General features: G+C 67.7%; 23 protein-coding genes. 2 read left to right on the top strand and 21 right to left on the bottom strand.

What is annotated here, in order from left to right; genetic code table 11:
* Positions 1–10 precede the first annotated feature (10 nt).
* The 17 genes from era to PHR85_RS00340 all read right to left on the bottom strand — a co-directional run bounded on the left by era (position 11) and on the right by PHR85_RS00340 (position 14,567).
* Complete coding sequence (gene era, locus PHR85_RS00260; RefSeq protein ID WP_300049096.1) at positions 11–1,036, bottom strand: GTPase Era; 1,026 nt, start codon at positions 1,034–1,036, stop codon at positions 11–13.
* Complete coding sequence (gene rnc, locus PHR85_RS00265) at positions 1,033–1,713, bottom strand: ribonuclease III (protein ID WP_300049101.1); 681 nt, start codon at positions 1,711–1,713, stop codon at positions 1,033–1,035. Before rnc ends, era begins: the two co-directional genes overlap by 4 nt.
* Positions 1,714–1,740: 27 nt before the next feature.
* Entirely contained in the window at positions 1,741–2,082 is a 342-nt protein-coding gene (locus PHR85_RS00270; protein ID WP_300049104.1) for a DUF4845 domain-containing protein, read from the bottom strand.
* Positions 2,083–2,141: 59 nt separating this feature from the next.
* Positions 2,142–3,107, bottom strand: coding sequence for a signal peptidase I (gene lepB / locus PHR85_RS00275; protein ID WP_300049570.1), 966 nt, complete (start codon positions 3,105–3,107; stop codon positions 2,142–2,144).
* 14 nt (positions 3,108–3,121) lie between these two features.
* Positions 3,122–4,933, bottom strand: a complete 1,812-nt coding sequence (gene lepA / locus PHR85_RS00280) for a translation elongation factor 4 (protein ID WP_300049107.1) — start codon at positions 4,931–4,933, stop codon at positions 3,122–3,124.
* 131 nt (positions 4,934–5,064) lie between these two features.
* Positions 5,065–6,540, bottom strand: coding sequence for a Do family serine endopeptidase (locus PHR85_RS00285; protein ID WP_300049110.1), 1,476 nt, complete (start codon positions 6,538–6,540; stop codon positions 5,065–5,067).
* Between the two features lie 58 nt (positions 6,541–6,598).
* Positions 6,599–6,862 (bottom strand): sigma-E factor negative regulatory protein, encoded by a 264-nt coding sequence (locus PHR85_RS00290; RefSeq protein WP_300049114.1) that lies wholly within the window; start codon positions 6,860–6,862, stop codon positions 6,599–6,601.
* A gap of 36 nt (positions 6,863–6,898) precedes the next feature.
* On the bottom strand, positions 6,899–7,537 hold the full coding sequence (gene rpoE / locus PHR85_RS00295) for an RNA polymerase sigma factor RpoE (protein ID WP_300049116.1): 639 nt from the start codon (positions 7,535–7,537) through the stop codon (positions 6,899–6,901).
* Positions 7,538–7,604: 67 nt separating this feature from the next.
* The gene (locus PHR85_RS00300; RefSeq protein ID WP_300049119.1) at positions 7,605–8,117 is read right to left on the bottom strand and encodes a hypothetical protein; all 513 of its coding nucleotides are present in this window, start codon (positions 8,115–8,117) and stop codon (positions 7,605–7,607) included.
* A 14-nt stretch (positions 8,118–8,131) separates the two neighbouring features.
* Positions 8,132–9,376 (bottom strand): beta-ketoacyl-ACP synthase II, encoded by a 1,245-nt coding sequence (gene fabF / locus PHR85_RS00305; protein ID WP_300049121.1) that lies wholly within the window; start codon positions 9,374–9,376, stop codon positions 8,132–8,134.
* Between the two features lie 6 nt (positions 9,377–9,382).
* Complete coding sequence (gene acpP, locus PHR85_RS00310; RefSeq protein WP_300049123.1) at positions 9,383–9,619, bottom strand: acyl carrier protein; 237 nt, start codon at positions 9,617–9,619, stop codon at positions 9,383–9,385.
* A 143-nt stretch (positions 9,620–9,762) separates the two neighbouring features.
* Entirely contained in the window at positions 9,763–10,512 is a 750-nt protein-coding gene (fabG, locus tag PHR85_RS00315; protein ID WP_300049125.1) for a 3-oxoacyl-ACP reductase FabG, read from the bottom strand.
* 10 nt (positions 10,513–10,522) lie between these two features.
* Positions 10,523–11,473: an ACP S-malonyltransferase gene (fabD, locus tag PHR85_RS00320; protein ID WP_300049127.1), complete on the bottom strand. Its 951-nt coding sequence runs from the start codon at positions 11,471–11,473 to the stop codon at positions 10,523–10,525.
* Positions 11,474–11,502: 29 nt separating this feature from the next.
* The gene (locus PHR85_RS00325) at positions 11,503–12,522 is read right to left on the bottom strand and encodes a beta-ketoacyl-ACP synthase III (protein ID WP_300049129.1); all 1,020 of its coding nucleotides are present in this window, start codon (positions 12,520–12,522) and stop codon (positions 11,503–11,505) included.
* A gap of 41 nt (positions 12,523–12,563) precedes the next feature.
* Complete coding sequence (plsX, locus tag PHR85_RS00330) at positions 12,564–13,595, bottom strand: phosphate acyltransferase PlsX (RefSeq protein WP_300049131.1); 1,032 nt, start codon at positions 13,593–13,595, stop codon at positions 12,564–12,566.
* Positions 13,596–13,697: 102 nt separating this feature from the next.
* Positions 13,698–13,880: a 50S ribosomal protein L32 gene (gene rpmF / locus PHR85_RS00335; protein ID WP_273927260.1), complete on the bottom strand. Its 183-nt coding sequence runs from the start codon at positions 13,878–13,880 to the stop codon at positions 13,698–13,700.
* A gap of 105 nt (positions 13,881–13,985) precedes the next feature.
* The gene (locus tag PHR85_RS00340; protein WP_300049135.1) at positions 13,986–14,567 is read right to left on the bottom strand and encodes a DUF177 domain-containing protein; all 582 of its coding nucleotides are present in this window, start codon (positions 14,565–14,567) and stop codon (positions 13,986–13,988) included.
* A 69-nt stretch (positions 14,568–14,636) separates the two neighbouring features.
* On the opposite strand from PHR85_RS00340, the gene pdxH reads away from it, so the two are divergent.
* Complete coding sequence (gene pdxH / locus PHR85_RS00345; RefSeq protein ID WP_300049137.1) at positions 14,637–15,269, top strand: pyridoxamine 5'-phosphate oxidase; 633 nt, start codon at positions 14,637–14,639, stop codon at positions 15,267–15,269.
* 15 nt (positions 15,270–15,284) lie between these two features.
* Here the strand turns inward: pdxH and folK are convergent, their stop codons facing one another.
* From folK to hda, 4 genes are read right to left on the bottom strand one after another with little or no spacing between them, the layout of a single operon-like run.
* Positions 15,285–15,749, bottom strand: coding sequence for a 2-amino-4-hydroxy-6-hydroxymethyldihydropteridine diphosphokinase (gene folK / locus PHR85_RS00350; RefSeq protein WP_300049139.1), 465 nt, complete (start codon positions 15,747–15,749; stop codon positions 15,285–15,287).
* Positions 15,746–17,404: a polynucleotide adenylyltransferase PcnB gene (pcnB, locus tag PHR85_RS00355; protein ID WP_300049141.1), complete on the bottom strand. Its 1,659-nt coding sequence runs from the start codon at positions 17,402–17,404 to the stop codon at positions 15,746–15,748. The genes folK and pcnB overlap by 4 nt, the downstream gene beginning before the upstream one ends.
* Positions 17,401–18,075 carry an HAD family phosphatase gene (locus PHR85_RS00360; RefSeq protein WP_300049143.1) on the bottom strand — a complete coding sequence of 225 codons (675 nt, stop codon included), beginning with the start codon at positions 18,073–18,075 and terminating at the stop codon, positions 17,401–17,403. Before PHR85_RS00360 ends, pcnB begins: the two co-directional genes overlap by 4 nt.
* Positions 18,076–18,101: 26 nt before the next feature.
* Positions 18,102–18,788, bottom strand: a complete 687-nt coding sequence (hda, locus tag PHR85_RS00365; RefSeq protein WP_300049145.1) for a DnaA regulatory inactivator Hda — start codon at positions 18,786–18,788, stop codon at positions 18,102–18,104.
* Positions 18,789–19,293: 505 nt separating this feature from the next.
* Between hda and iscB the strand changes: the two genes are divergently transcribed.
* Positions 19,294–20,670: an RNA-guided endonuclease IscB gene (gene iscB / locus PHR85_RS00370; protein WP_300049572.1), complete on the top strand. Its 1,377-nt coding sequence runs from the start codon at positions 19,294–19,296 to the stop codon at positions 20,668–20,670.
* Positions 20,671–20,691 lie beyond the last annotated feature (21 nt).

Here is a 20,691-nt window from a genome sequence, read left to right on the forward strand (position 1 = left end):
GCGCCAGCGCTTACTCGTAGCCGAAGCTGCGCACGCGGGCGTCGTCGTCGGCCCAGCCGGAGCGCACCTTGACCCAGAGCTCCAGGAAGACCTTGCCACCCCAGAGCCGCTCCAGCTCCTGGCGCGCCTCGGTACCGATGCGCTTGAGCTTCTCGCCCTTCTCGCCGATCACCATGCCCTTGTGGCCGTCGCGCTCGACCACGATGGTCGCGGCGATGCGGCGCAGCTTGCCCTCGTCCTCGAACTTGTCGATGATGACGGTCGAGGTGTAGGGCAGCTCGTCGCCGGTCAGGCGAAACAGCTTCTCGCGCACCATCTCGGCGGCCATGAAGCGCTCGCTGCGGTCGGTCAGGTCATCGGCATCGTGCATCCAGTCCTGCTCGGGCAGGTACTTCTCGCAGATGGCGTAGAAACGCTGCACGTCCTTGGGGCTCTTGGCCGACATCGGCACGAACTCGGCGAAGGAGTGGCGCTGCTGCATCTCGGCCAGCCAGGGCGCGAGTTCGGCGCGGCGGTGCACCATGTCGAGCTTGTTGGCCAGCAGGATCACCGGGATGTTCTTGGGCAGCAGCTCCAGCACCTTGGCATCGGCCGCTTGGAAGCTGCCGGCCTCGACCACGAACACGATCAGGTCGACATCGGTCACCGCGCCGAGCACGGTCTTGTTGAGCGAGCGGTTCAGCGCATTGCCGTGCCGGGTCTGGAAGCCCGGCGTGTCGACGAAGACGAACTGGGTCGCGCCCAGCGTGCGCAGGCCGGTGATGCGGTGGCGCGTGGTCTGCGCCTTGCTGGAGGTGATGCTGACCTTCTGGCCCACCAGGGCGTTGAGCAGCGTGGACTTGCCGACGTTGGGCTTGCCGACGATCGCGATATAGCCGCAGCGCTTGGGTCCGATCGGCTCGGCCGGCTCGGCTTCGGGAGCCGCCGCTGGCGCCTTGCTGGACTTGCGCAGCGCGCCGGCCAGCATGGCGTCGAGGTCCTGGTTGACGGGGGACGAATTGGCGGGCTTGGATTCTTGCTTGGGAGTTCGGCTCATGACTGGCCCTGGTTCAGTTGTTGTAGCAGGGCCGCGGCGGCAGCCTGCTCGGCGGCGCGGCGCGAAACGCCGCTGCCATGTTGGCGCTGGCCGGATTCGATCGCGCAAACGACCTCGAAGGTCTGGCGGTGCGCTTCGCCCTTGATCGCGGTCACCTGGTAGGCTGGCAGCTTCATCTTGCGGCCCTGCAGCCATTCCTGCAGGGCGGTCTTGGCGTCCTTGCTGCTCGCGCTCATGGCCGGGTTGATGTCGACGCCCTGGTAGAGCCGGCGCACCAGCGCCTCGGCCTCGGCGAAGCCGGCATCGAGGTAGACCGCGCCGATCAGGGCCTCGACCACGTCAGCCAGGATGGAGGGCTTGTGCTGGCCACCCGAGCGCAGTTCGCCCTCGCCCAGGCGCAGCACGCTTGCGAGGCCCAGCGTGACGGCGATGCCGGCCAGCGTGCCTTCCTTGACCAGGTTGGAGCGGATGCGGGAAAGCTCGCCCTCGTGCTGGCGGCTCAGGCGTTCGTAGAGCAGGCCCGAGACGGCCAGGCTCAGCACCGAGTCGCCCAGGAACTCGAGCCGCTCGTAGTGGTCGGCGGAATGGCTGCGGTGGGTCAGCGCCCGCTCCAGCAGCGGGACTTGGGTGAAACGGTATCCCAGGCGCGCTTGCAGCGCCAGCAAATCGGCATTCAAAAGTTCAGGTTTCCTTGATGTTGGCGCTCACCTGGAGCTGCCGGAATAGCGCATGACCAGCCAGGCGGGCCCGACCAGATGGATCTCGCGTTCGTAGGCGAACTCGACCACCACCTGGTCGTTTTCCTTGCGGATCTCGAGGTCGCGGCCCTTGACCGAGCTGATGTCGTCGATGGTGGCGGCCTTGTCGAACAGGCTGCGGATCTCGGCCACCGTGTTGCCCTGGGCCGCACGCTTGGCCGCCCTGTTGATCGCCTGGTACTCGACCAGGGTCGGCGCCAGCTGCACCGCCACCAGGGCGAACAAGACCACGACCGCGGCGCTCAGGAGCAGACCGATCAAGGTCAAGCCGCGCTGTCGTTTTTTCATGTCCGCCCTCCTCGATGCTGTGTGAACCGCATCTTAAATGCTGGCCGGCGGATTGCCCATCACTCGAACGAGCCGATGCGACCCAGATCGCCGAAATTCATCCAGACGAAGAAGGCCTTGCCAACGATGTTGGCCTCGGGCACGAAACCCCAGTAGCGCGAGTCGAGCGAGTTGTCCCGATTGTCGCCCATCATGAAGTAGTGGCCGGCCGGCACCTTGCAGACCACGCCTTCCACGCTGTAGCGGCACTGGTCCTTGTGCGGGAAGTCGGTCGCGCCCGGAACGAAGGCCGGGCGTTCGTCGTCGTTGAGCGTGTGGTAGGTCTTGCCGCCGAGCTGCTCCTCGAACTGCTTGGCGTAGCGCATGCTGTCGGCGTCGAAGAATTCGGGCGCTGTCGCCCTGGCAACGGGCTGGCCGTTGACCGTCAGGCGCTTGTTGAGGTAGGCCACCTCGTCGCCCGGCACGCCGATCACGCGCTTGATGTAGTCCAGGCTGGGCTGCGGCGGGTAGCGGAACACCATCACGTCGCCGCGCTGCGGCTCGTGGTTGGCGACTATCTTGGTGTTGAGCACCGGCAGGCGCACGCCGTAGTGGAACTTGCTGACCAGGATCAGGTCGCCCACGCGCAGGGTCGGGATCATCGAGCCCGAGGGAATCTTGAACGGCTCGAACAGGAAGCTGCGCAGCAGGAACACCACCACGATGACCGGAAACAGGCCGGCGGTCCAGTCCAGCCACCAGGGCTGGGCCAGCAGCTTCTGCTGCGCCGCCGCGAGGTCGATGTTGTCGGCCTTGATGCCCATGTGGTCGAGCTCGGCGCTGCGGCGGGCCTGCTCGGCCGCCAGCTGGTCGGCGGCGGCACGCCGGCGCGGCAGGAAGAAACGCTTCTCGGCCACCCAGTAGATCCCCGTCACCACCGTGACCAGGAACAGCAGCAGCGCGAAGTTGCCCTCGACCAGCCCCAGATACCAGGCCAGGCCGTAGCCGCCAAAGGCCGCCAGCACGACGCCGGTCAGCGCCGCCATTTTCTCGTCGCCCATCATTCCTCCACCTGCAGGATGGCGAGGAAGGCTTCCTGCGGCACCTCGACCGAGCCGATCTGCTTCATGCGCTTCTTGCCGGCCTTCTGCTTCTCGAGCAGCTTCTTCTTGCGGCTGATGTCGCCGCCATAGCATTTGGCCAGCACGTTCTTGCGCAGCGCCTTGACGGTCTCGCGCGCGATGATGTTGGCACCGATCGCGGCCTGGATCGCGACGTCGAACTGCTGGCGGCTGATGATCTCGCGCATCTTGGCGACCACGGCGCGGGCGCGGTAGGCCGACTGGCTGCGGTGCACGATGATCGACAGCGCGTCGACCTTGTCGCCGTTGAGCAGGATATCGACCTTGACCACGTCGGAGGCGCGGTATTCCTTGAACTCGTAGTCCATCGAGGCGTAGCCACGGCTGACGGATTTCAGCTTGTCGAAGAAGTCGAGCACGATCTCGCCCAGCGGCAGCTCATAGGTCAGCATGACCTGCTTGCCGTGGTAGGCCATGTTCATCTGCACGCCGCGCTTCTGGTTGGCCAGCGTCATGACGGCGCCGACATATTCCTGCGGCATGTAGAGGTGCACCGTCACGATCGGCTCGCGGATCTCCTGGATCCGGCCCTGGTCGGGCATCTTGGACGGGTTCTCGACCATGATGACCTCGCCGTCGCCCTTGACGACCTGGTAGACCACGCTGGGCGCGGTCGTGATCAGGTCCTGGTCGAACTCGCGCTCCAGGCGCTCCTGCACGATCTCCATGTGCAGCAGGCCCAGGAAGCCGCAGCGGAAACCAAAGCCCAGCGCCTGCGACACCTCGGGCTCGTAGCGCAGCGCGGCATCGTTGAGCTGCAGCTTCTCGAGCGCGTCGCGCAGCGAGTCGTACTCGCTGGCCTCGGTCGGGTACAGGCCGGCGAACACCTGGGGCTGGACTTCCTTGAAGCCGGGCAGCGCCTCGGTCGCGAAGGCCAGGTTGGCGCCGCTGCCGGTCTTGATCGCGGTGATGGTGTCGCCGACCTTGGCCGCCGTCAGCTCCTTGATGCCGGCGATGATGTAGCCGACCTCGCCGGCCCTGAGCGCCGGGCGCGGCTCGTTGTGCGGCGTGAAGACGCCGAGCTTTTCGGCGTTGTAGAGCGACTCGGTCGCCATCAGCTTGATCTTGTCGCCCCGGTTCAGGGTACCGTCCACCACCCGCACCAGCATCACGACGCCAACATAGGCGTCGAACCAGCTGTCGATGATCATCGCGCGCAGCGGGCCGTCCGGGTTGCCCTTCGGGGGCGGCACCTGGGCCACGACCAGTTCGAGGATCTCGTCGATGCCCATGCCGGTCTTGGCCGAACAGGGGATCGCGTCGGTCGCGTCGATGCCGATCACGTCCTCGATCTCGGCGCGGGCGTTGTCCGGATCGGCGTTGGGCAGATCCATCTTGTTGAGCACCGGCAGCACATGCACGCCGAGGTCGAGCGCGGTGTAGCAGTTGGCCACCGTTTGCGCCTCCACGCCCTGGGACGCATCGACCACCAGCAGCGCGCCCTCGCAGGCCGACAGCGAGCGGCTGACCTCGTAGGAGAAGTCGACGTGGCCGGGGGTGTCGATCAGGTTCAGGTTGTAGATCTGACCGTCCTGGGCCTTGTATTGCAGCGCGGCGGTCTGCGCCTTGATCGTGATGCCACGCTCCTTCTCGAGGTCCATCGAGTCGAGCACCTGCTCGCTCATTTCGCGGTCGCTCAGGCCCCCGCAGCGCGAGATCAGTCGATCGGCCAGGGTGGACTTGCCGTGGTCGATATGGGCAATGATGGAGAAGTTTCGAATATGGTTCATCGCGGGCGGTCGGGCGGATCCAGCGGGGCGGTCTTGCCGCCCAACAAAAAAACAGGCGCGCCAGGAATTGACGCGCCCAGAGCCAAGGTCTGGCTGTGCTTGCTAGGCCTCGATTGTAGGCAAAACCTCGTTCAGCGCGAATTCGGCCTGATCACGACATACTGGACCCAGTCGCCACGGCGCATCAGCAGGTTGACGGCGCGGCCCTTGTCGAGGCTGGCCAGCGCCGCCTCGAAGTCCTTCAGGCCCATGATCTCCCGGTTGGCCACGGCCAGGATCACATCGCCTTCGGCCAGGCCGGCGCGCGCGGCGGCGCCACCCGCCTCGACCACGACCACGCCGCCGCGCAGCTTGAGCTCGGCGCGCTCCTCGGCGCCGAGTTCGCGCAGCGTCAGTCCCAGCGCCTGCGCCGCGCCCGAGGACTTGGCCGCCGCCTTGGCGACCTTCTCCTCCTCGAGCGAGGCCACGGTCAGGCGCAGGTCCTTGTAGGCGCCACGGCGCCAGACCGTCAGGCCGACCTTGGCGCCAGGCTTGGTGTTGCCGACCAGGCGCGGCAGGTCCGCCGACTTCTCGACCGCCTTGCCATCGAAGCGGACGATGATGTCGCCCGCCTCGACACCGGCCTTGGCTGCGGGCGAGCCGTCCTCGACGCCGCGCACCAGCGCGCCCTCGGCCTTCTTCAAGCCCAGCGACTCGGCGATGTCCGGGTCGACGCCGGCGATCGAGACGCCAATGCGCCCGCGCGTGACCTTGCCGCTGGCGCGCAGCTGGTCCGACACGCGCACCGCCTCGTCGATCGGGATCGCGAACGAGATGCCCTGGAAGCCGCCCGAGCGCGAGTAGATCTGGCTGTTGATGCCGACCACCTCGCCGCGCAGGTTGATCAAGGGGCCACCCGAGTTGCCGGGGTTGATCGCGACATCGGTCTGGATGAAGGGCAGGTAGTCGCCGGTCTCGCGCTGCTTGGCGCTGACGATGCCGGCGGTGACCGTGCTCTCCAGGCCGAAGGGCGAGCCGATCGCCATCACCCATTCGCCCACGCGCAGGCGGCCGATGTCGCCGATCCTGACCGGCTGCAGGCCGCTGGCCGCGATCTTGACCACCGCGACGTCGCTGCGCTTGTCGGCACCGATGACCTTGGCCTTGAACTCGCGCTTGTCGGTCAGCGTCACGATGACCTCCTCGGCGCCCTCGACCACATGGGCATTGGTCATGATGGTGCCGTCGGCGCTCAGCACGAAGCCCGAACCGACGCCGCGCGGGCGCTCCTCGGGACCCCGGTTCTGGCGCGGGCCACGCGGGCTGGCGCCCGGCGGCACCGGCAGGCCGAAGCGGCGGAAGAACTCCAGCATCTGCTCCTCCTGGCTGTTGGGCTGGCCCGGGCTGACCTTCTCGGTGGTGCGGATGTTGACGACGGAGGGGCCGACCTGCTCGGCCAAGTCAGCGAAATCGGGCAGGCCGCGCAGCGGCGCCGCACTGGTGGCGGCGGGCGCGGACTGCGCCAGGGCCGGATCGGCCGGCAAGAGGGAGGCCACCGAGGCGATGGCGGCCCCCAGGACCAGGGCTCCGGGTTTCCAGCGCCGGGCTAGCGGTTGACAGATCGGCATGTGCTGCTCTCCAGAAATAAGCTGAATTGGCATCAGATGGGGTCTGCCACCACTCAAATCAAGGCCCGGCCAGCCGCGCCAGCACGACCGCGGCGAAGTCCTCCGAGGGCGGCAACGGGTGGCCATCGAGCCAGCCGCGCAAGGCCGCGCCCACGGCGTGATAGCAGGACCAGGCCTCATCCAGGGCCTGGCGCTGCGGACCGGACTGCAGCAGGACGTCGAGCTCATCGGGGCGGCACTCGCCGTCGACCAGGGCGGAGACCAGTTCGTTCCAGTCGTGAACCGGGGCGAGCGGGGCGGTGTCTTTCAGTGGCGAATTCATGTGTTGCAAAAACTTGTGGCTTGCGGCCTGCCGTCATCACCAGCGCTTGCCGGACTGGCTCTCCAGCATCGGCTTGATGCGAGCCGATATCGCCTCGCGGGCGCGGAAGATCCGCGACCGCACCGTGCCGATCGGGCAAGCCAGCGCCTGCGCGATGGCCTCGTAACTCAAGCCATCGATCTCGCGCAGCGTGATGGCCTGGCGCAGTTCGGCGGGCAGGCCATCCATGGCTTCGTTGACCGCCTGGGCGATTTCCTTGCTCGCGAGCACGGCCTCCGGGGTTTCGGCGTCGACGGCTTGCAGGATTAGGTCGCGTTCAGCGCCAGAAGTTTCATCGTCCTCGCCCGATTCGAGCGCAGTCATGCTGATGACAGGATCGCGCCGGAGGTCGGCGAGCTGCTTCTTGGCGGTATTGACCGCGATCCGGTAGAGCCAGGTGTAGAAGGCCGACTCGCCGCGAAACTGGGCCAGCGCCCGGTAGGCGCGGATGAAGGTCTCCTGCGCGACATCCTCCACCAGACCGGGATCGCGCACCAGGCGGCCGATCAGGCGTTCGACCCGGCGCTGGTACTTGAGCACGAGCAGCTCGAAGGCCCGCATCTCGCCGGCCAGCGTGCGCTGGACCAGCAGCAGGTCGCTGCCTGCGGATGGGGTATTGGACGCATGCCGGCTCATCGGGCTGACTCTAGCGGGCAAACCCGGACGGCGCAAGCCACGGCGGCCGAATCGATCCGGCCAGGGTTCAGCGCGACCGACGGCTGGCGCGACGGCCAGCCTCGCGCCAAGCCACCAGCGCGACGCGCAGCGCGGGCCAGTCGTCCGGTGCGCTGTCACGCGCCAGCCAGACCCACCAGCTCAGGCCAGCGGCATTGCGCAGCTGCAGCAGCACATGGTGCTGCAGGTCGATGGCCCAGTTCAACCCGGCCAGCTCGGTGCCCTGGCGGTAGGCCTCGCTGCACCAGATCCAGCGCCCCGGCAGCGGGTCGGGCAAATTTGGATCGCCCGCCACTCGCGGCGGCGCGGGGTCCCAGCGCAGCCGGCCCTGGAGCGGGCTGCGCGCGCGCCAATGCGTGGCCAGCCCGAGCAGCAAGCCGAGCAGGCCGGAGAACCACCAGGCGCCGGGCAGCGCTGCCCCCTGGAGCGAGAGCCACCAGGCCAGCTGCGTCGCGATCCAGGCCAGCGCCAGCCCCCACTCGAAACGGAGCTGCAAAGCAGAACGCCCCGCCGGGTATTCCACCGAGGGGGCGCTGTGCATGGCTCAGGGCGAAATCAGACGCGCTTGAACACCAGCGAACCGTTGGTGCCGCCGAAGCCGAAGTTGTTCTTCAGCGCATAGTCGATCTTCATCTCGCGCGCCTGGTTGGCGCAGTAATCCAGGTCACACTCGGGGTCCTGGTTGAAGATATTGATCGTCGGCGGGCTGATCTGGTGGTGCAGCGCCAGCACCGTGAAGATGCTTTCGATGCCGCCGGCGCCGCCCAGCAGGTGACCCGTCATCGACTTGGTCGAGTTCACGACGATCTTCCTGGCGTGGTCGCCCAGCGCCGCCTTGATCGCGTTGGTCTCGTTGATGTCGCCCAACGGGGTCGAGGTGCCGTGCGCGTTCAGGTACTGGATCTGCTCGGCATTGACGCCGGCATTGCGCAGCGCGTTGAGCATGGCGCGACGCGGGCCGTCCATGTTCGGCGCCGTCATGTGGCCGGCGTCGGCGCTCATGCCGTAGCCCAGCAGCTCGGCGTAGATCTTGGCGCCGCGCGCCTTGGCGTGCTCGTACTCTTCCAGCACCATCACGCCAGCGCCCTCGCCCAGCACGAAACCGTCGCGGTCCTTGTCCCAGGGACGGGACGCGGTCTTGGGATCGTCGTTGCGGGTCGACAAGGCGCGCATGGCCGCGAAGCCACCCACGCCCAGCGGCGACACCGTGGCTTCGGAGCCGCCGGCGACCACCACGTCGGCGTCGCCGTATTCGATCATGCGACCGGCCTCGCCAATGCAGTGCAGGCCGGTGGTGCAGGCGGTGACCACGGCGAGGTTCGGCCCCTTGAAGCCGAAACGCATGGACACATGGCCCGCGATCATGTTGATGATCGAGGCCGGGACGAAGAAAGGCGAGATGCGGCGCGGGCCGCGGCTCACCAGTTCGTCACGGGTGTTCTCGATCAGGGGCAAGCCGCCGATGCCCGAGCCGATCACGCAACCGATGCGCGTGGCCTCTTCCTCACCCAGCGCGTCGCCCGTGGGCAGACCGGCATCGGCGACGGCCTGAGCGGCCGCGACAATGCCGTAGTGGATGAAGCTGTCCATCGTCCGCGCTTCCTTGGCGCTGATGTAGGACTCCAGGTCAAAGCCCTTGACCTCACCCGCGATCTTGCAGGCAAAGTTGCTGGTATCGAACTTGGTGATCAAATCGATGCCGGACTGACCAGCGAGCAGGTTGGCCCAAGCTGCCTCCACCGTGTTACCCACGGGGGAGAGACAGCCCAGACCGGTCACGACGACACGGCGGCGACTCATGGATACTTACTTCTTGTTGGCGACTGCGTAGTCGATGGCGTTTTGCACCGTGGTGATCTTTTCGGCGTCTTCGTCCGGAATTTCGATACCGAAGGCATCTTCCAGGGCCATCACCAGCTCCACGGTGTCGAGGGAGTCAGCACCCAGATCAGCCACGAAGGACTTCTCGTTGGTCACCTGGGACTCTTCCACGCCGAGTTGTTCGGCAATGATTTTCTTCACGCGTGCTTCGATATCGCTCATATTTCCCTCTGAGGGTGGTTGAAAACTGTGCCGCCATTTTAGCCGGGCCGGCTCCGCCAGTTCTGCAACTGTGTCGCTGACCACGGTCCAGCCCCTGGCGGCTAGCCGGGGGTGATGTTATCCGATTCGGGATCAGGCGCCCGTCAGGCCATGAACATGCCGCCGTTGACATGCAATTCCTGGCCCGTGACATAGCCCGCGCGCGGGCTGGCGAGGAAGGCCACGGCATGCGCGACATCGGCCGGCTTGCCCAGGTGTCCGAGCGGAATCTGGTTGAGCAGCGCCTGCTGCTGCGCCTCGGGCAGCGAGCCGGTCATGTCGGTCTCGATGAAGCCGGGGGCCACGCAGTTGACGGTGATGTTGCGGCTGCCGAGCTCGCGCGCCAGCGCCCGCGTCATGCCGGCGACGCCAGCCTTGGCGGCGGCGTAGTTGGCCTGACCCGCGTTGCCCGAGGCGCCCACCACGCTGGTGATGCTGATGATGCGGCCATAGCGCTGCTTCATCATCGGACGGATCACGGCGCGGCTCATGCGAAAGACGGCCTTGAGGTTGGTGTCGAGCACCGCGTCCCAATCCTCGTCCTTCAGGCGCATGGCCAGGGTGTCGCGCGTGATGCCGGCGTTGTTGACCAGCACCTGCAAGCCGCCCTGCTCCTTGACGATGGCGTCGATCAGTGCCTCGCCAGCGGCGACATCGTTGACGTTGAGGTTGGCGCCACGGCAGCCCGGGAAGGCGGCCAGGGCGGTACCGATCTTGGCCGCGCCCTCGTCCGAGGTGGCGGTGCCGATGACCTGGTAGCCCTGGCGGGCCAGTTCGAGCGCGATCGCCGCGCCGATGCCGCGCGAAGCGCCCGTGACCAGTGCGACCTGGGCCTTGTTTTGGTGTTCAGACATGTTCACTCCTTCAGGCCAGCAGGGCCTTGACTTCGGCCAGCGTGACCGGGTCGTTGATGGCGGCGGCGACCAGTTCGGCGTCGATGCGCTTGACCATGCCGGTCAGCGCCTTGCCGGGACCGCATTCGATGATGTGGCTGATGCCATGGGCTTTCAGCGCGCGCACGGTCTCGACCCAGCGCACCGGGCCGAAGGCCTGGCGGTACAGCGCATCGCGGATGCGCTCGACCTCGGTCTCGACCGCGACGTCGATGTTGTTGAGCACCGGAATCTGCGGCAGCGCAAAGGCCGTCTCGGCCAGCTTCTGCTTCAAGCGCTCGGCTGCCGGCTTCATCAGGCTGGAGTGGAACGGCGCCGAGACCGGCAGCGACAGCGCGCGCTTGGCGCCCTTGGCTTTGAGCACCTCGCAGGCCTTCTCGACCGCGGCCTTGCTGCCGGCGATCACGGTCTGCGCCGCGTCGTTGAAGTTGACGGCCTCGACCACCTCGCCGCTGTCGGCGGTGAACAGGGCCTGCGCCTCGGCGCAACCGAGCTTGACCGCCTCGGGGTCCAGGCCCAGGATGGCCGCCATGGCGCCGGCGCCGACCGGCACCGCGTCCTGCATGGCCTGGGCGCGAAAGCGCACCAGCGGCGCGGCCTGGGCCAGCGTCAGCGAGCCGGCGGCGACCAGCGCCGAATATTCGCCCAGCGAGTGGCCGGCGACCGCGGCCGGCGGCGCGCCGCCCTCGGCCTGCCAGACGCGCCAGGCGGCGACCGCGCCGACCAGCATGACCGGCTGGGTGTTGGTGGTCAGCGCCAGCGCTTCCTTGGGGCCGGCGTGGATCAGCTGGCCGATGTCCTCGCCGAGCGCGTCGGAGGCTTCCTGGAGCGTCTCGCGCACGACGGGGTGATCGCCCCAGGCGTCGAGCATGCCGACCGACTGGGAACCCTGGCCGGGGAAAACGAATGCGAATTGACTCATGTTGGCTTTCTGTACGGTCTTGTCTTTTTTCACAGACGCAGCAGCACCGCACCCCAGGTGAAGCCGCCGCCCACCCCTTCGAGCATGGCGGTCTGGCCGGGCTGGAGGCGACCGCTGCGCACGCCCTCGTCGAGCGCGAGCGGGATCGAGGCGGCCGAGGTGTTGCCATGCTGGTCGACCGTCACGATCACCTTGTCCATCGACAGCTTGAGCTTGCGCGCCGTGCTCTGGATGATGCGCAGGTTGGCCTGGTGCGGCACCAGCCAGTCGACGTCGGCCTCGGTCTGGCCGGCCTTGGCCAGCGCGGCCTTGGCGGCGCTCTCCAGCAGGCCGACCGCGAGCTTGAACACGGCCTGGCCGTCCATCTTGAGCAGCGGGTCGCCCAGCACCTGACCGCCGCTGACGGTGCCCGGCACGCACAGGATGCCGGTGTGGCGGCCATCGGCGTGAATGTCGCTGGCCAGCACGCCCGGGCCGCTGCCGTCATGTTCGGCCACTTCGAGCACCACGGCGCCGGCGCCGTCGCCAAACAGCACGCAGGTGGTGCGGTCGTTGAAGTCCAGGATGCGCGAGAACACCTCGGCGCCCACCACCAGCGCGCGGGTCGCGGCGCCGGTCTGGATCATCGCGTCGGCAATGGTCAGCGCGTAGATGAAGCCGCTGCAGACCGCCTGCACATCGAAGGCGGCGCCGCCGGCCGCGCCAGGCTGGCCCTGCGCCTGCGCTGCCTCGGTCAGCTTGCGCTGCAGGATGGACGCGGTCGAGGGAAAGACCATGTCGGGGGTCGAGGTCGCGACGATGATCAGGTCGATGTCGCTGATCTGGCAGCCAGCGGCCTCGATCGCCTTCAGACTGGCCTGCAAGCCGAGGTCGCTGGCATTGACGCCCTCGTCGGCGTAATGGCGGGCACGGATGCCGGTGCGGGCGACGATCCAGTCGTCGCTGGTCTCGATGCCGCGCTCGGCCAGCAGGCCGACCATGTCGGCGTTCGTCAGTCGGCGCGGCGGCAGGCAGCTGCCGGTACCGGTAATGCGGGAATAGCGTCTCATGTTCGGTCTGGGTTGGTCTGGCCCGGGACGCCAGCAGCGTTTCAGGCTGTGGCGGCCACCATCAGCGGTGCCGCATGGGCGATGCGCGCCTTCACGTTGTCGAGCAACTGATTGTGGGCAGCATCATACGCGCGCGCCAGCGCCTGCTCGAAGGCGAAGGCGTCGGCCGAACCATGGCTCTTGAACACCAGGCCGCGCAGGCCGAGCAGCGCCGCGCCGTTGTAGCGCCGGTGATCCACCCGGCGCTTGAAGGCCGCCAGCACCGGATAGGCCACGATGGCGGCCATCTTCGTCAGGATATTGCGGCCGAACGCCTGCTTGATCAAGGTGCTGACCATGCTGGCCAGACCCTCGCTGCTCTTGAGCGCGACGTTGCCGACGAAGCCGTCGCAGACCACCAGGTCGACCACGCCCTTGAAGATGTCGTTGCCCTCGACGTTGCCCTGGAAGTTGAGGTCGCCATTGGCGGCGGCGGCGCGCAGCAAGGCGCCGGCCCGCTTGATGACCTCGTTACCCTTGATCGCCTCCTCGCCGATGTTGAGCAGGCCGACCGTGGGCGACTCCTTGCCACTGATCGCGACCACCAGGGCCGAACCCATGACGGCGAACTGCAGCAGGTGCTCGGCCGTGCAATCGACGTTGGCGCCGAGGTCGAGCATGGTGGTCGCGCCGCCGGTGACGTTGGGCATCTGGCCCGCGATCGCCGGCCGGTCGATGCCATCGAGCGTCTTGAGCACGAAGCGCGCGATCGCCATCAAGGCCCCCGTGTTGCCGGCCGAGACCGCGGCCTGGGCGGCGCCGTCCTTGACCTGCGTGATGGCGACGCGCATCGACGAATCGCGCTTGCGCCGCAACGCCACCTCCAGCGGGTCGTCCATCGTGACAACCTCGCTGGCGGCGATGACCTGGATGCGGGCCTGGTCCATGGCCGCCGGCAGCTTGGCCAGGGCCTCGGGCAGACCGACCAGCAGCAGACGGGCGTCCGGGTGCGAGGCAAGAAAGGCGGCACAGGCCGGCAAGGTGACTGCGGGGCCGAAGTCTCCGCCCATGCAATCGACCGCGATGGTGATCATTCCAGCGTCCTCAAGGTGGCAGCATCAGGATAAAAAAAGCCCGCAGTGATGCGGGCTTTGCCTCGGACGAACCGTGCGAGGACGATGGCGCGTCAGCGCCGATCAGGCCTCGGACTTGTTCTTCAGGACCTGGCGACCACGGTAGAAGCCGTTCGGGCTGATGTGGTGACGCAGGTGGGTTTCACCGGTGGTGGCTTCCACGGCAATGCCCGGCACGTTCAGGGCATTGTGCGAACGGTGCATACCGCGCTTGGAAGGGGACTTTTTGTTTTGCTGGACGGCCATGATCGGCTCCTATCGAAAATGAGTAGATGGCTGCACCAGCCCCATGAAAACAGTTTTTCAGGCCAGCGCGAAACGTCGAATTATAGCGACTTGTCAGGAAGGGGGTCAATCCTTGCTTGCACGGGCCTTCAACGAGGCCAGCGCGGCGAAGGGATGGGGCTTTTCCTCCTCGACGCTGGCGGGCAGTTCGCCCGCGCTCATGCGCACCGGCTCGGGGCATTGCTCGTGCATCGGCACCAGCGGCAGCTCCATCAGCAGCTCGTCTTCCAGCAGCGCGACCAGGTCCAGCCGCGGCTCGAACACCAGCAGGTCTTCCTCGCACTCGTCGTCCTCGGTCAGCGCGATTTCCTCGCTCGCGACGAAGCGGAACCAGCGGTCGACCTCGACCGGCTGCGCGTAGGGCGACAGGCAGCGCTGGCAGGTCTGCGGCACCTCGGCGCTGGCCTGCAGGTGCAGCCAGAGCTGGGCCTCGGGCACGACGCCGCGGTCGACCTCGGGCGTCAGCTCGCCCAGCGGCTGGCGAAATTCGGCCTGCGCGCTCCAGCGCACCGGCGCCAGCGAGTCCAGCTCGGGCAGGTCCTCGATCAGGCGCGCGAAGGCGGCCAGCGGCGCCTGGCCGGACAGGGTTTCGGCTTTCTGGGCGCAGGCGCGCAGGTCGAGGGCGGTCGGGGGCTTGGCAGCGGTCATGGCGAAATCCGGACTGTGAAGTGGGGGATTTTACGGCCGGCCCTGCCCGGCCTGCCTATACTGGCAGCCATGAAGATCGCCGACCTACGCAAGAGCTACGAGCGCGCCGAGCTCAACGAGCATGCCTCGCACGCCGACCCCATGCAGCAGTTCGACCAGTGGCTGCACGAAGCCATCAAGGGCGAGATCCCCGAGCCCAATGCGATGACGGTCGCCACCGTCGGCGGCGACCTGCGCCCGAGCACGCGCGTGGTGCTGATCAAGGGCTACGACGAGCGCGGCATCGTCTGGTACACCAACTACGACAGCCGCAAGGGCCGCGAGCTCGCCGGCAACCCCTGGGCCGCGCTGCAGTTCCACTGGGTCGAGCTCGAACGGGTGGTGCGCATCGAGGGTCGGGTCGAGCGCGTCAGCGCCGAGGAAAGCGACGAGTATTTCCACAGCCGCCCGCTCGACAGCCGGATCGGCGCCTGGGCCAGCCCGCAAAGCCAGGTGATCCCGAACCGCACCCTGCTGGTGACGAACGCCGCCAAATATGGCGCCCAGTTCCTGCTCAGGCCGCCGCGCCCGCCGCACTGGGGTGGTTTCCGGCTGGTGCCGGACCGCTGGGAATTCTGGCAGGGCCGCAAGAGCCGGCTGCATGACCGGCTGCGCTACACCCAGCAGGCCGACGGCTGGCTGCGCGAACGGCTGGCGCCCTGAGCGGCCGCTGACGGATCAGAGCCGCTCGATGGCCTGGTCGGCGACAGCCTGCAGATCGGCCTGAGTCACGAGTGCGGGCGCGATCTCGGCCAGCGGCACCAGCACGAAGGCACGCTCGCGCAGGCGCGGGTGCGGCACGATCAGCTCGGGCGTATCGATGATGGCATCGCCATGCAGCAGCAGATCGAGATCGAGCGTGCGCGGCGCGTTGCGGTAGGACCGCTCGCGCCCGGCCTGCAGTTCGAGCGCCTGCAGCGCGCGCAGCAGCTCATGCGCGTCGAGCCCGGTCTCGACCACCGCCACGGCGTTGATGAAGTCGGGGCCGCTGGCTTCCCAGGGCGCGGTGCGATAGAGCCCGGACGCCCGCAGCAGGCGGGTCCGCGGCAGGCCGTCGAGCGCCGCAAGGGCAGCGCGCACGGTCGCGCGCGCATCACCCAGGTTGGCGCCCAGCGCGATGTAGGCTGTGACGAGCCTGCTCATGCGTCGGAGCCGGGTTCCTGGCCGCCGGACTCGGCGGCGCCGGATCCGCCGGCGTTGGGCTTGCGGCGACGGCGGCGGCGCTTCTTGGCCGGCGCGCCATCGACGCCCTCGCCCGCTTCGGATTCGAACGGCAGCTCGCTGTCAGCCAGGGCGGATGCGGCTCCGTCGACCGGCGGCAGCTCGTCCTCGGCCTGCTGGCGAAACACGCACCCGCCGCTGCGGCTGGCCTTGGTCTCGCCGACCTTGGCCTCCCCAGCCTTGGCACGCGGCTTGCCCTTGGCGCGTTGCTGCTCCAGCCGGATCTCGTCGATCATGTCGCGCCGCACCGCGTCACTCGCGGTGCTGAAGGTCTCCCACCAGTGCGCGAGTTCCTCGTCGAGCTCGCCGACCTGGGCCCGCAGGCGCAGGAAATCGAAGCCGGCGCGAAAACGCGGCTGCTCGGCCAGCGAGAACGGCGTGACCCCGGTGCGCTTGTCAAAGCGCGGCTGCATGGTCCAGATCTCGCGCATGTCGGCGCCGAGCTTGCCGCGGCCCGAGACATCGCCGATGCGCGACTCGAACACCTCGTCGACCGCCTCCTGCAGCGCCGGGAACGGCGGCAGGCCGGCTTTCTGGCGCCGGGTCCAGCCCTCGCGCACATCGCTCCAGAGCACGCAGGCGAGCAGGAAGCTGGGCGCGACCGGCTTGCCCTCGCCGACGCGGCGGTCGGTATCTTGCAGCGCCGAGCGCACGAAGGGGTCCTCGGCGCGCTCCACCACCAGCTCCAGCAGCGGGTATATGCCCTTGGCCAGGCCGGTGGACTTGAGCTGCTCGACGCTGGCCAGCGCGTGGCCGGTCTGCAGCAGCTTGAGCATCTCGTCGAACAGACGGCTCTGCGGCACATCGGCCAGCAGACTCAGGGACGGCAGGATGGCCGAGCGGGTCTTGGCCTCGAACTGGAAGCCGAGTCCGCTCAATTTCGCGGCGAAGCGCACCGCGCGGATGATGCGGACCGGGTCCTCGCGGTAGCGCGCCGCCGGGTCGCCGATCATGCGCAGCACGCGCTTGTTGGCGTCGCGGATGCCGTGGTGGAAGTCGACCACGGTCTCGGTCTCGGGGTCGTAATACATCGCGTTGATCGTGAAGTCGCGCCGCGCGGCGTCCTGCTCGATCGGGCCCCAGACGTTGTCGCGCAGCACCCGGCCGCTGGCGTCGACCGCGTGCTTCATGCCGGCCAGCGCGGTCTTGCTGCTGCGCTCGTTGCCGCTGACCTGTTCGGCGTCGGCGCTGTCGAGGTGGGCACGCAGGGTCGAGACCTCGATCATCTCGTGCTCGCGGCCGCGACCGTAGATCACATGCACGATGCGAAAGCGCCGCCCGATGATGAAGGCGCGCCGGAACAGGCCCTTGACCTGCTCGGGCGTGGCATTGGTCGCGACGTCGAAGTCCTTGGGCCGCAGGCCCAGCAGCAGGTCGCGCACGGCGCCGCCGACGACATAGGCCTCGAAGCCGGCGCTCTTGAGCGTGTGCACCACGTCGAGCGCGCGACCGTCGACCAGCGAGGGATCGATGCCATGCACCGTCGCCGGCACGTCCTCGCGCTTGCCGAACTGGTGCTTGGCGCCCTTGCCCTGGCCGTTCTTGCCAAGCAGTTTGTCGATGAAGGTCTTGATCATGCGGATTCGGGGAACAGGTCGAGGATGGGCCAGCCGCGCTGTTGCGCGATCGCGCGCAGGGCGGTGCTGGGGTTGGTGGCGACCGGGTGGTGGGCGCGTTCGAGCAGCGGCAGGTCGTTGGTCGAGTCGGAGTAGAAGGTCATGTCGCAGTCGTCCCAGTCCAGGCCGCGCGCGGCCAGCCACTGCCGCAGGCGCGCGACCTTGCCCTCGCGAAACGAGGGCGTGCCGCGGATCTCGCCGCTGTACCAGCCATCCAGGCCGCGTTCGAGCTCGATCGCGATCAGCTCGGTCACGTCGAAGGCCTGCGCGATCGGGCGCGTGACGAACTCGTTGGTCGCGGTGATGATGACGACCTGCTCGCCGGCGTCGCGGTGGCGCCGCACCAGCTCAAGCGCCTGCGGCCGCAGGTTGGGCCGGATCACCTCGGCCATGAAGCGCTCGTGCGCGGCGGCGGCCTCGTCGGGGCGATGGCGGCGCACGGCCTCGGTCGCGAAGCGCACATAGTCGTGCACGTCGAGCGTGCCAGCCTGGTAATGGGCGAAGAACTCGTCGTTGCGGCGGGTGAACTCGACCGGATCGGTCCAGCCGATGCGGGTGGTGAACTGACCCCACGAATAGTCCGAATCTATCGGCAGTAGCGTGTGGTCCAGATCGAAAAGGGCCAGTTTCATGGCGTGCAACTCTTGGTCGGGTGGCCTCACTCGTTTTCGAGCATGGCCTTGATCAGGGGAATGGTGATGGCGCGCTGGGTGCGCAGGGCATAGTCGTCCAGCGTCTCGAGCAGCAGCATCAGGCTGCTGAGGTCGCGCGAGAAACGGTTGAGCATGAAATCCATCACCTCGTCGCTCAGGAACATGCCGCGCAGGTCGGCGGCGCGGCGCAGGACGGCGCGGCGCTCGACATCGTCCAGGGGCAACAATTGGAACACATCGCCCCAGGCCAGGCGACTGCGCAGATCCTCGCGCAGCGCCAGGTCGGCCGGCGGGCAGTCGGCGGCGGCCAGCACCCAGCGCGCCGCGCCGCGCCGTGGCGACTGGGCGTTGATGAACCAGTTGAAGGCCATGGCCTGCTGCATGGCCGAGTATTGCTGGCAGTCGTCGAAGATCACCGCGCCCCAGGCATCGTCGAACTCGGGCGGTGCCATCACGCTGGGGTCGATCCAGCCGACCCGCACGCCGCGCTCGCGCAGCGCCGCGCAGGTGGCCTGCAGCAGGTGGGTCTTGCCGCTGCCAGCGCCGCCCCAGATGAAGGTCGGCACCGGCGAACGCATCGGATTGCGCGACCAGACCCGCAGGTGCTCGAGCAGGCCGGCATTGCGGCCGGCGACGAAATTGTCCAGCGAGGGCACGGGCGACAGGCCCATGTCCAACACGAGTTGCCGCATGGTCATGGCTTGAGTGGGGGTAGGCGGTCGAGGACCGCGGACAGGAAAAACCACCCCGGCAATGCTGCAGCCAGCAGCCTCCCAGCCGGAAATCGGACCCGGCGGATGCTCAGTTGCATGGGAAGTTGTGGATGGACATGGCGGGTCGGCCGTAAAATCTCGCAAATTCTATCGGGCTTACCCACGTCAACCACCCCGGCCTGAAGGCCGAGGCTTGCGAGGTTGACGCCCCGCGAGCCTGAGATTGACCAGACCGAGCACCGCAAGGCACTTGCGTTGTGCAGAAGAAGTAGACCCACCCTGGCGTGCTTCCTCAGCGCCAGGCTCTGGAAATTGCCGCTGCAGACACGCTTCGGGTCAGCACGAAACGGGCGGCGACCGGCGCGTGAGCGCCACCTGCTGCACAACCTGGTCGAGGGGAGCCGGGTCGAAAGACCCGCGTCACCAGGCCCGTAAGGGCTGACTGCCGTAAAGACGGCATTGTTTTAAGGAAGCTGACTTGTCAGTGTATGTGTTGGATCGAAGCGGCAAGCCGCTGATGCCTTGTTCCGAGAAACGAGCCCGGCTGCTGCTCGAGCGCGGTCGCGCGCGCGTGCATCGGCTGGTGCCGTTTGTCATCCGGCTCGTGGACCGTGGGCTGGGCGACTGCGCCTTGCAGCCGCTGCGCCTGAAGCTCGACCCGGGCAGCAAAGGTACGGGACTGGCGCTGATGCGCGACACCGAGCAAGTCGATGCCAACACGGGCGAGATTCAGCGCGGCGCGGCGGTGCTGAACCTGTCCGAGCTGGTGCACCGGGGCCAGCAGATCTCCGAAGCGCTGACCGCGCGTCGGGCCATGCGCCGTCGTCGGCGTGGCAACCTGCGTTATCGGGCGCCGCGCTTCCTCAATCGGCGCAAACCGAAGGGCTGGCTGGCGCCGTCGCTGCAGCACCGCGTCGATACGACACTGGCCTGGGTCAAGCGGCTCCAGCGCTGGACGCCGGTGGCGGCACTCTCCAGCGAGCTGGTGCGCTTTGACACGCAGGCGCTGGACAACCCGGACATCGAGGGCGCGCAGTACAGCCAAGGCACCCTCGCCGGCTACGAAGTGCGCGAGTACCTGCTGGAGAAGTGGGGTCGAAAGTGCGCCTACTGCGACGCCACCGGCGTGCCGCTGCAGGTCGAGCACATCCACCCCAAGGCGCGTGGCGGCACGAACCGCGTGAGCAACCTGACGCTGGCGTGCGCCCCCTGCAACCAGAACAAGGATGCCCTGCCGGTCGAGGTCTTCGTGACCGACCAGGCCCGGCTGGCGCGCATTCAGGCCCAACTCAAGCGCCCCCTCAAGGATGCCGCCGCCGTCAACAGCACGCGCCGGGCTTTGGTGCAGGCCTTGACGGCGACGGGCTTGCCGGTCGAAACCGCGTCGGGCGGGCGCACGAAATACAACCGGCCCCGGCTCGGCCTGCCGAAGACGCATGCGCTCGATGCGGTCTGTGTCGGCGACGTGAACGTCGTCACGGACTGGGGCCAGCCGGCGCTGACCCTCAAATGCACCGGGCGCGGCAGCTACCAGCGCACGCGCCTGAATCAGTACGGTTTCCCGCGCGGCTACCTGATGCGCACCAAGCGGGTCAAGGGTTTTGCCACCGGCGATCTGGTGCGCGCCGAGGTGCCTAAAGGCAAAAAAGCGGGCACGCACCGTGGCCGCGTGGCGGTCCGAGCCAGCGGCAACTTCAACATCCAGACCGGCACCGAGGTGGTGCAGGGTATTTCGCATCGCCATTGCCAGGTGCTGCAACGCGCCGACGGCTATGGCTACTTTCAACAGCAGAGCTCACCGAAAAAGGAAGCGGGAGAGGGTCGTGCTACTCGCACGACGCGCTCTGCCTCCCCGGCCTGAAGGCCGAGGTTTCCCGCGTAA

Origin of the sequence: Malikia sp., assembly GCF_028687635.1 — a bacterium.
Lineage (GTDB): Bacteria > Pseudomonadota > Gammaproteobacteria > Burkholderiales > Burkholderiaceae_C > Malikia.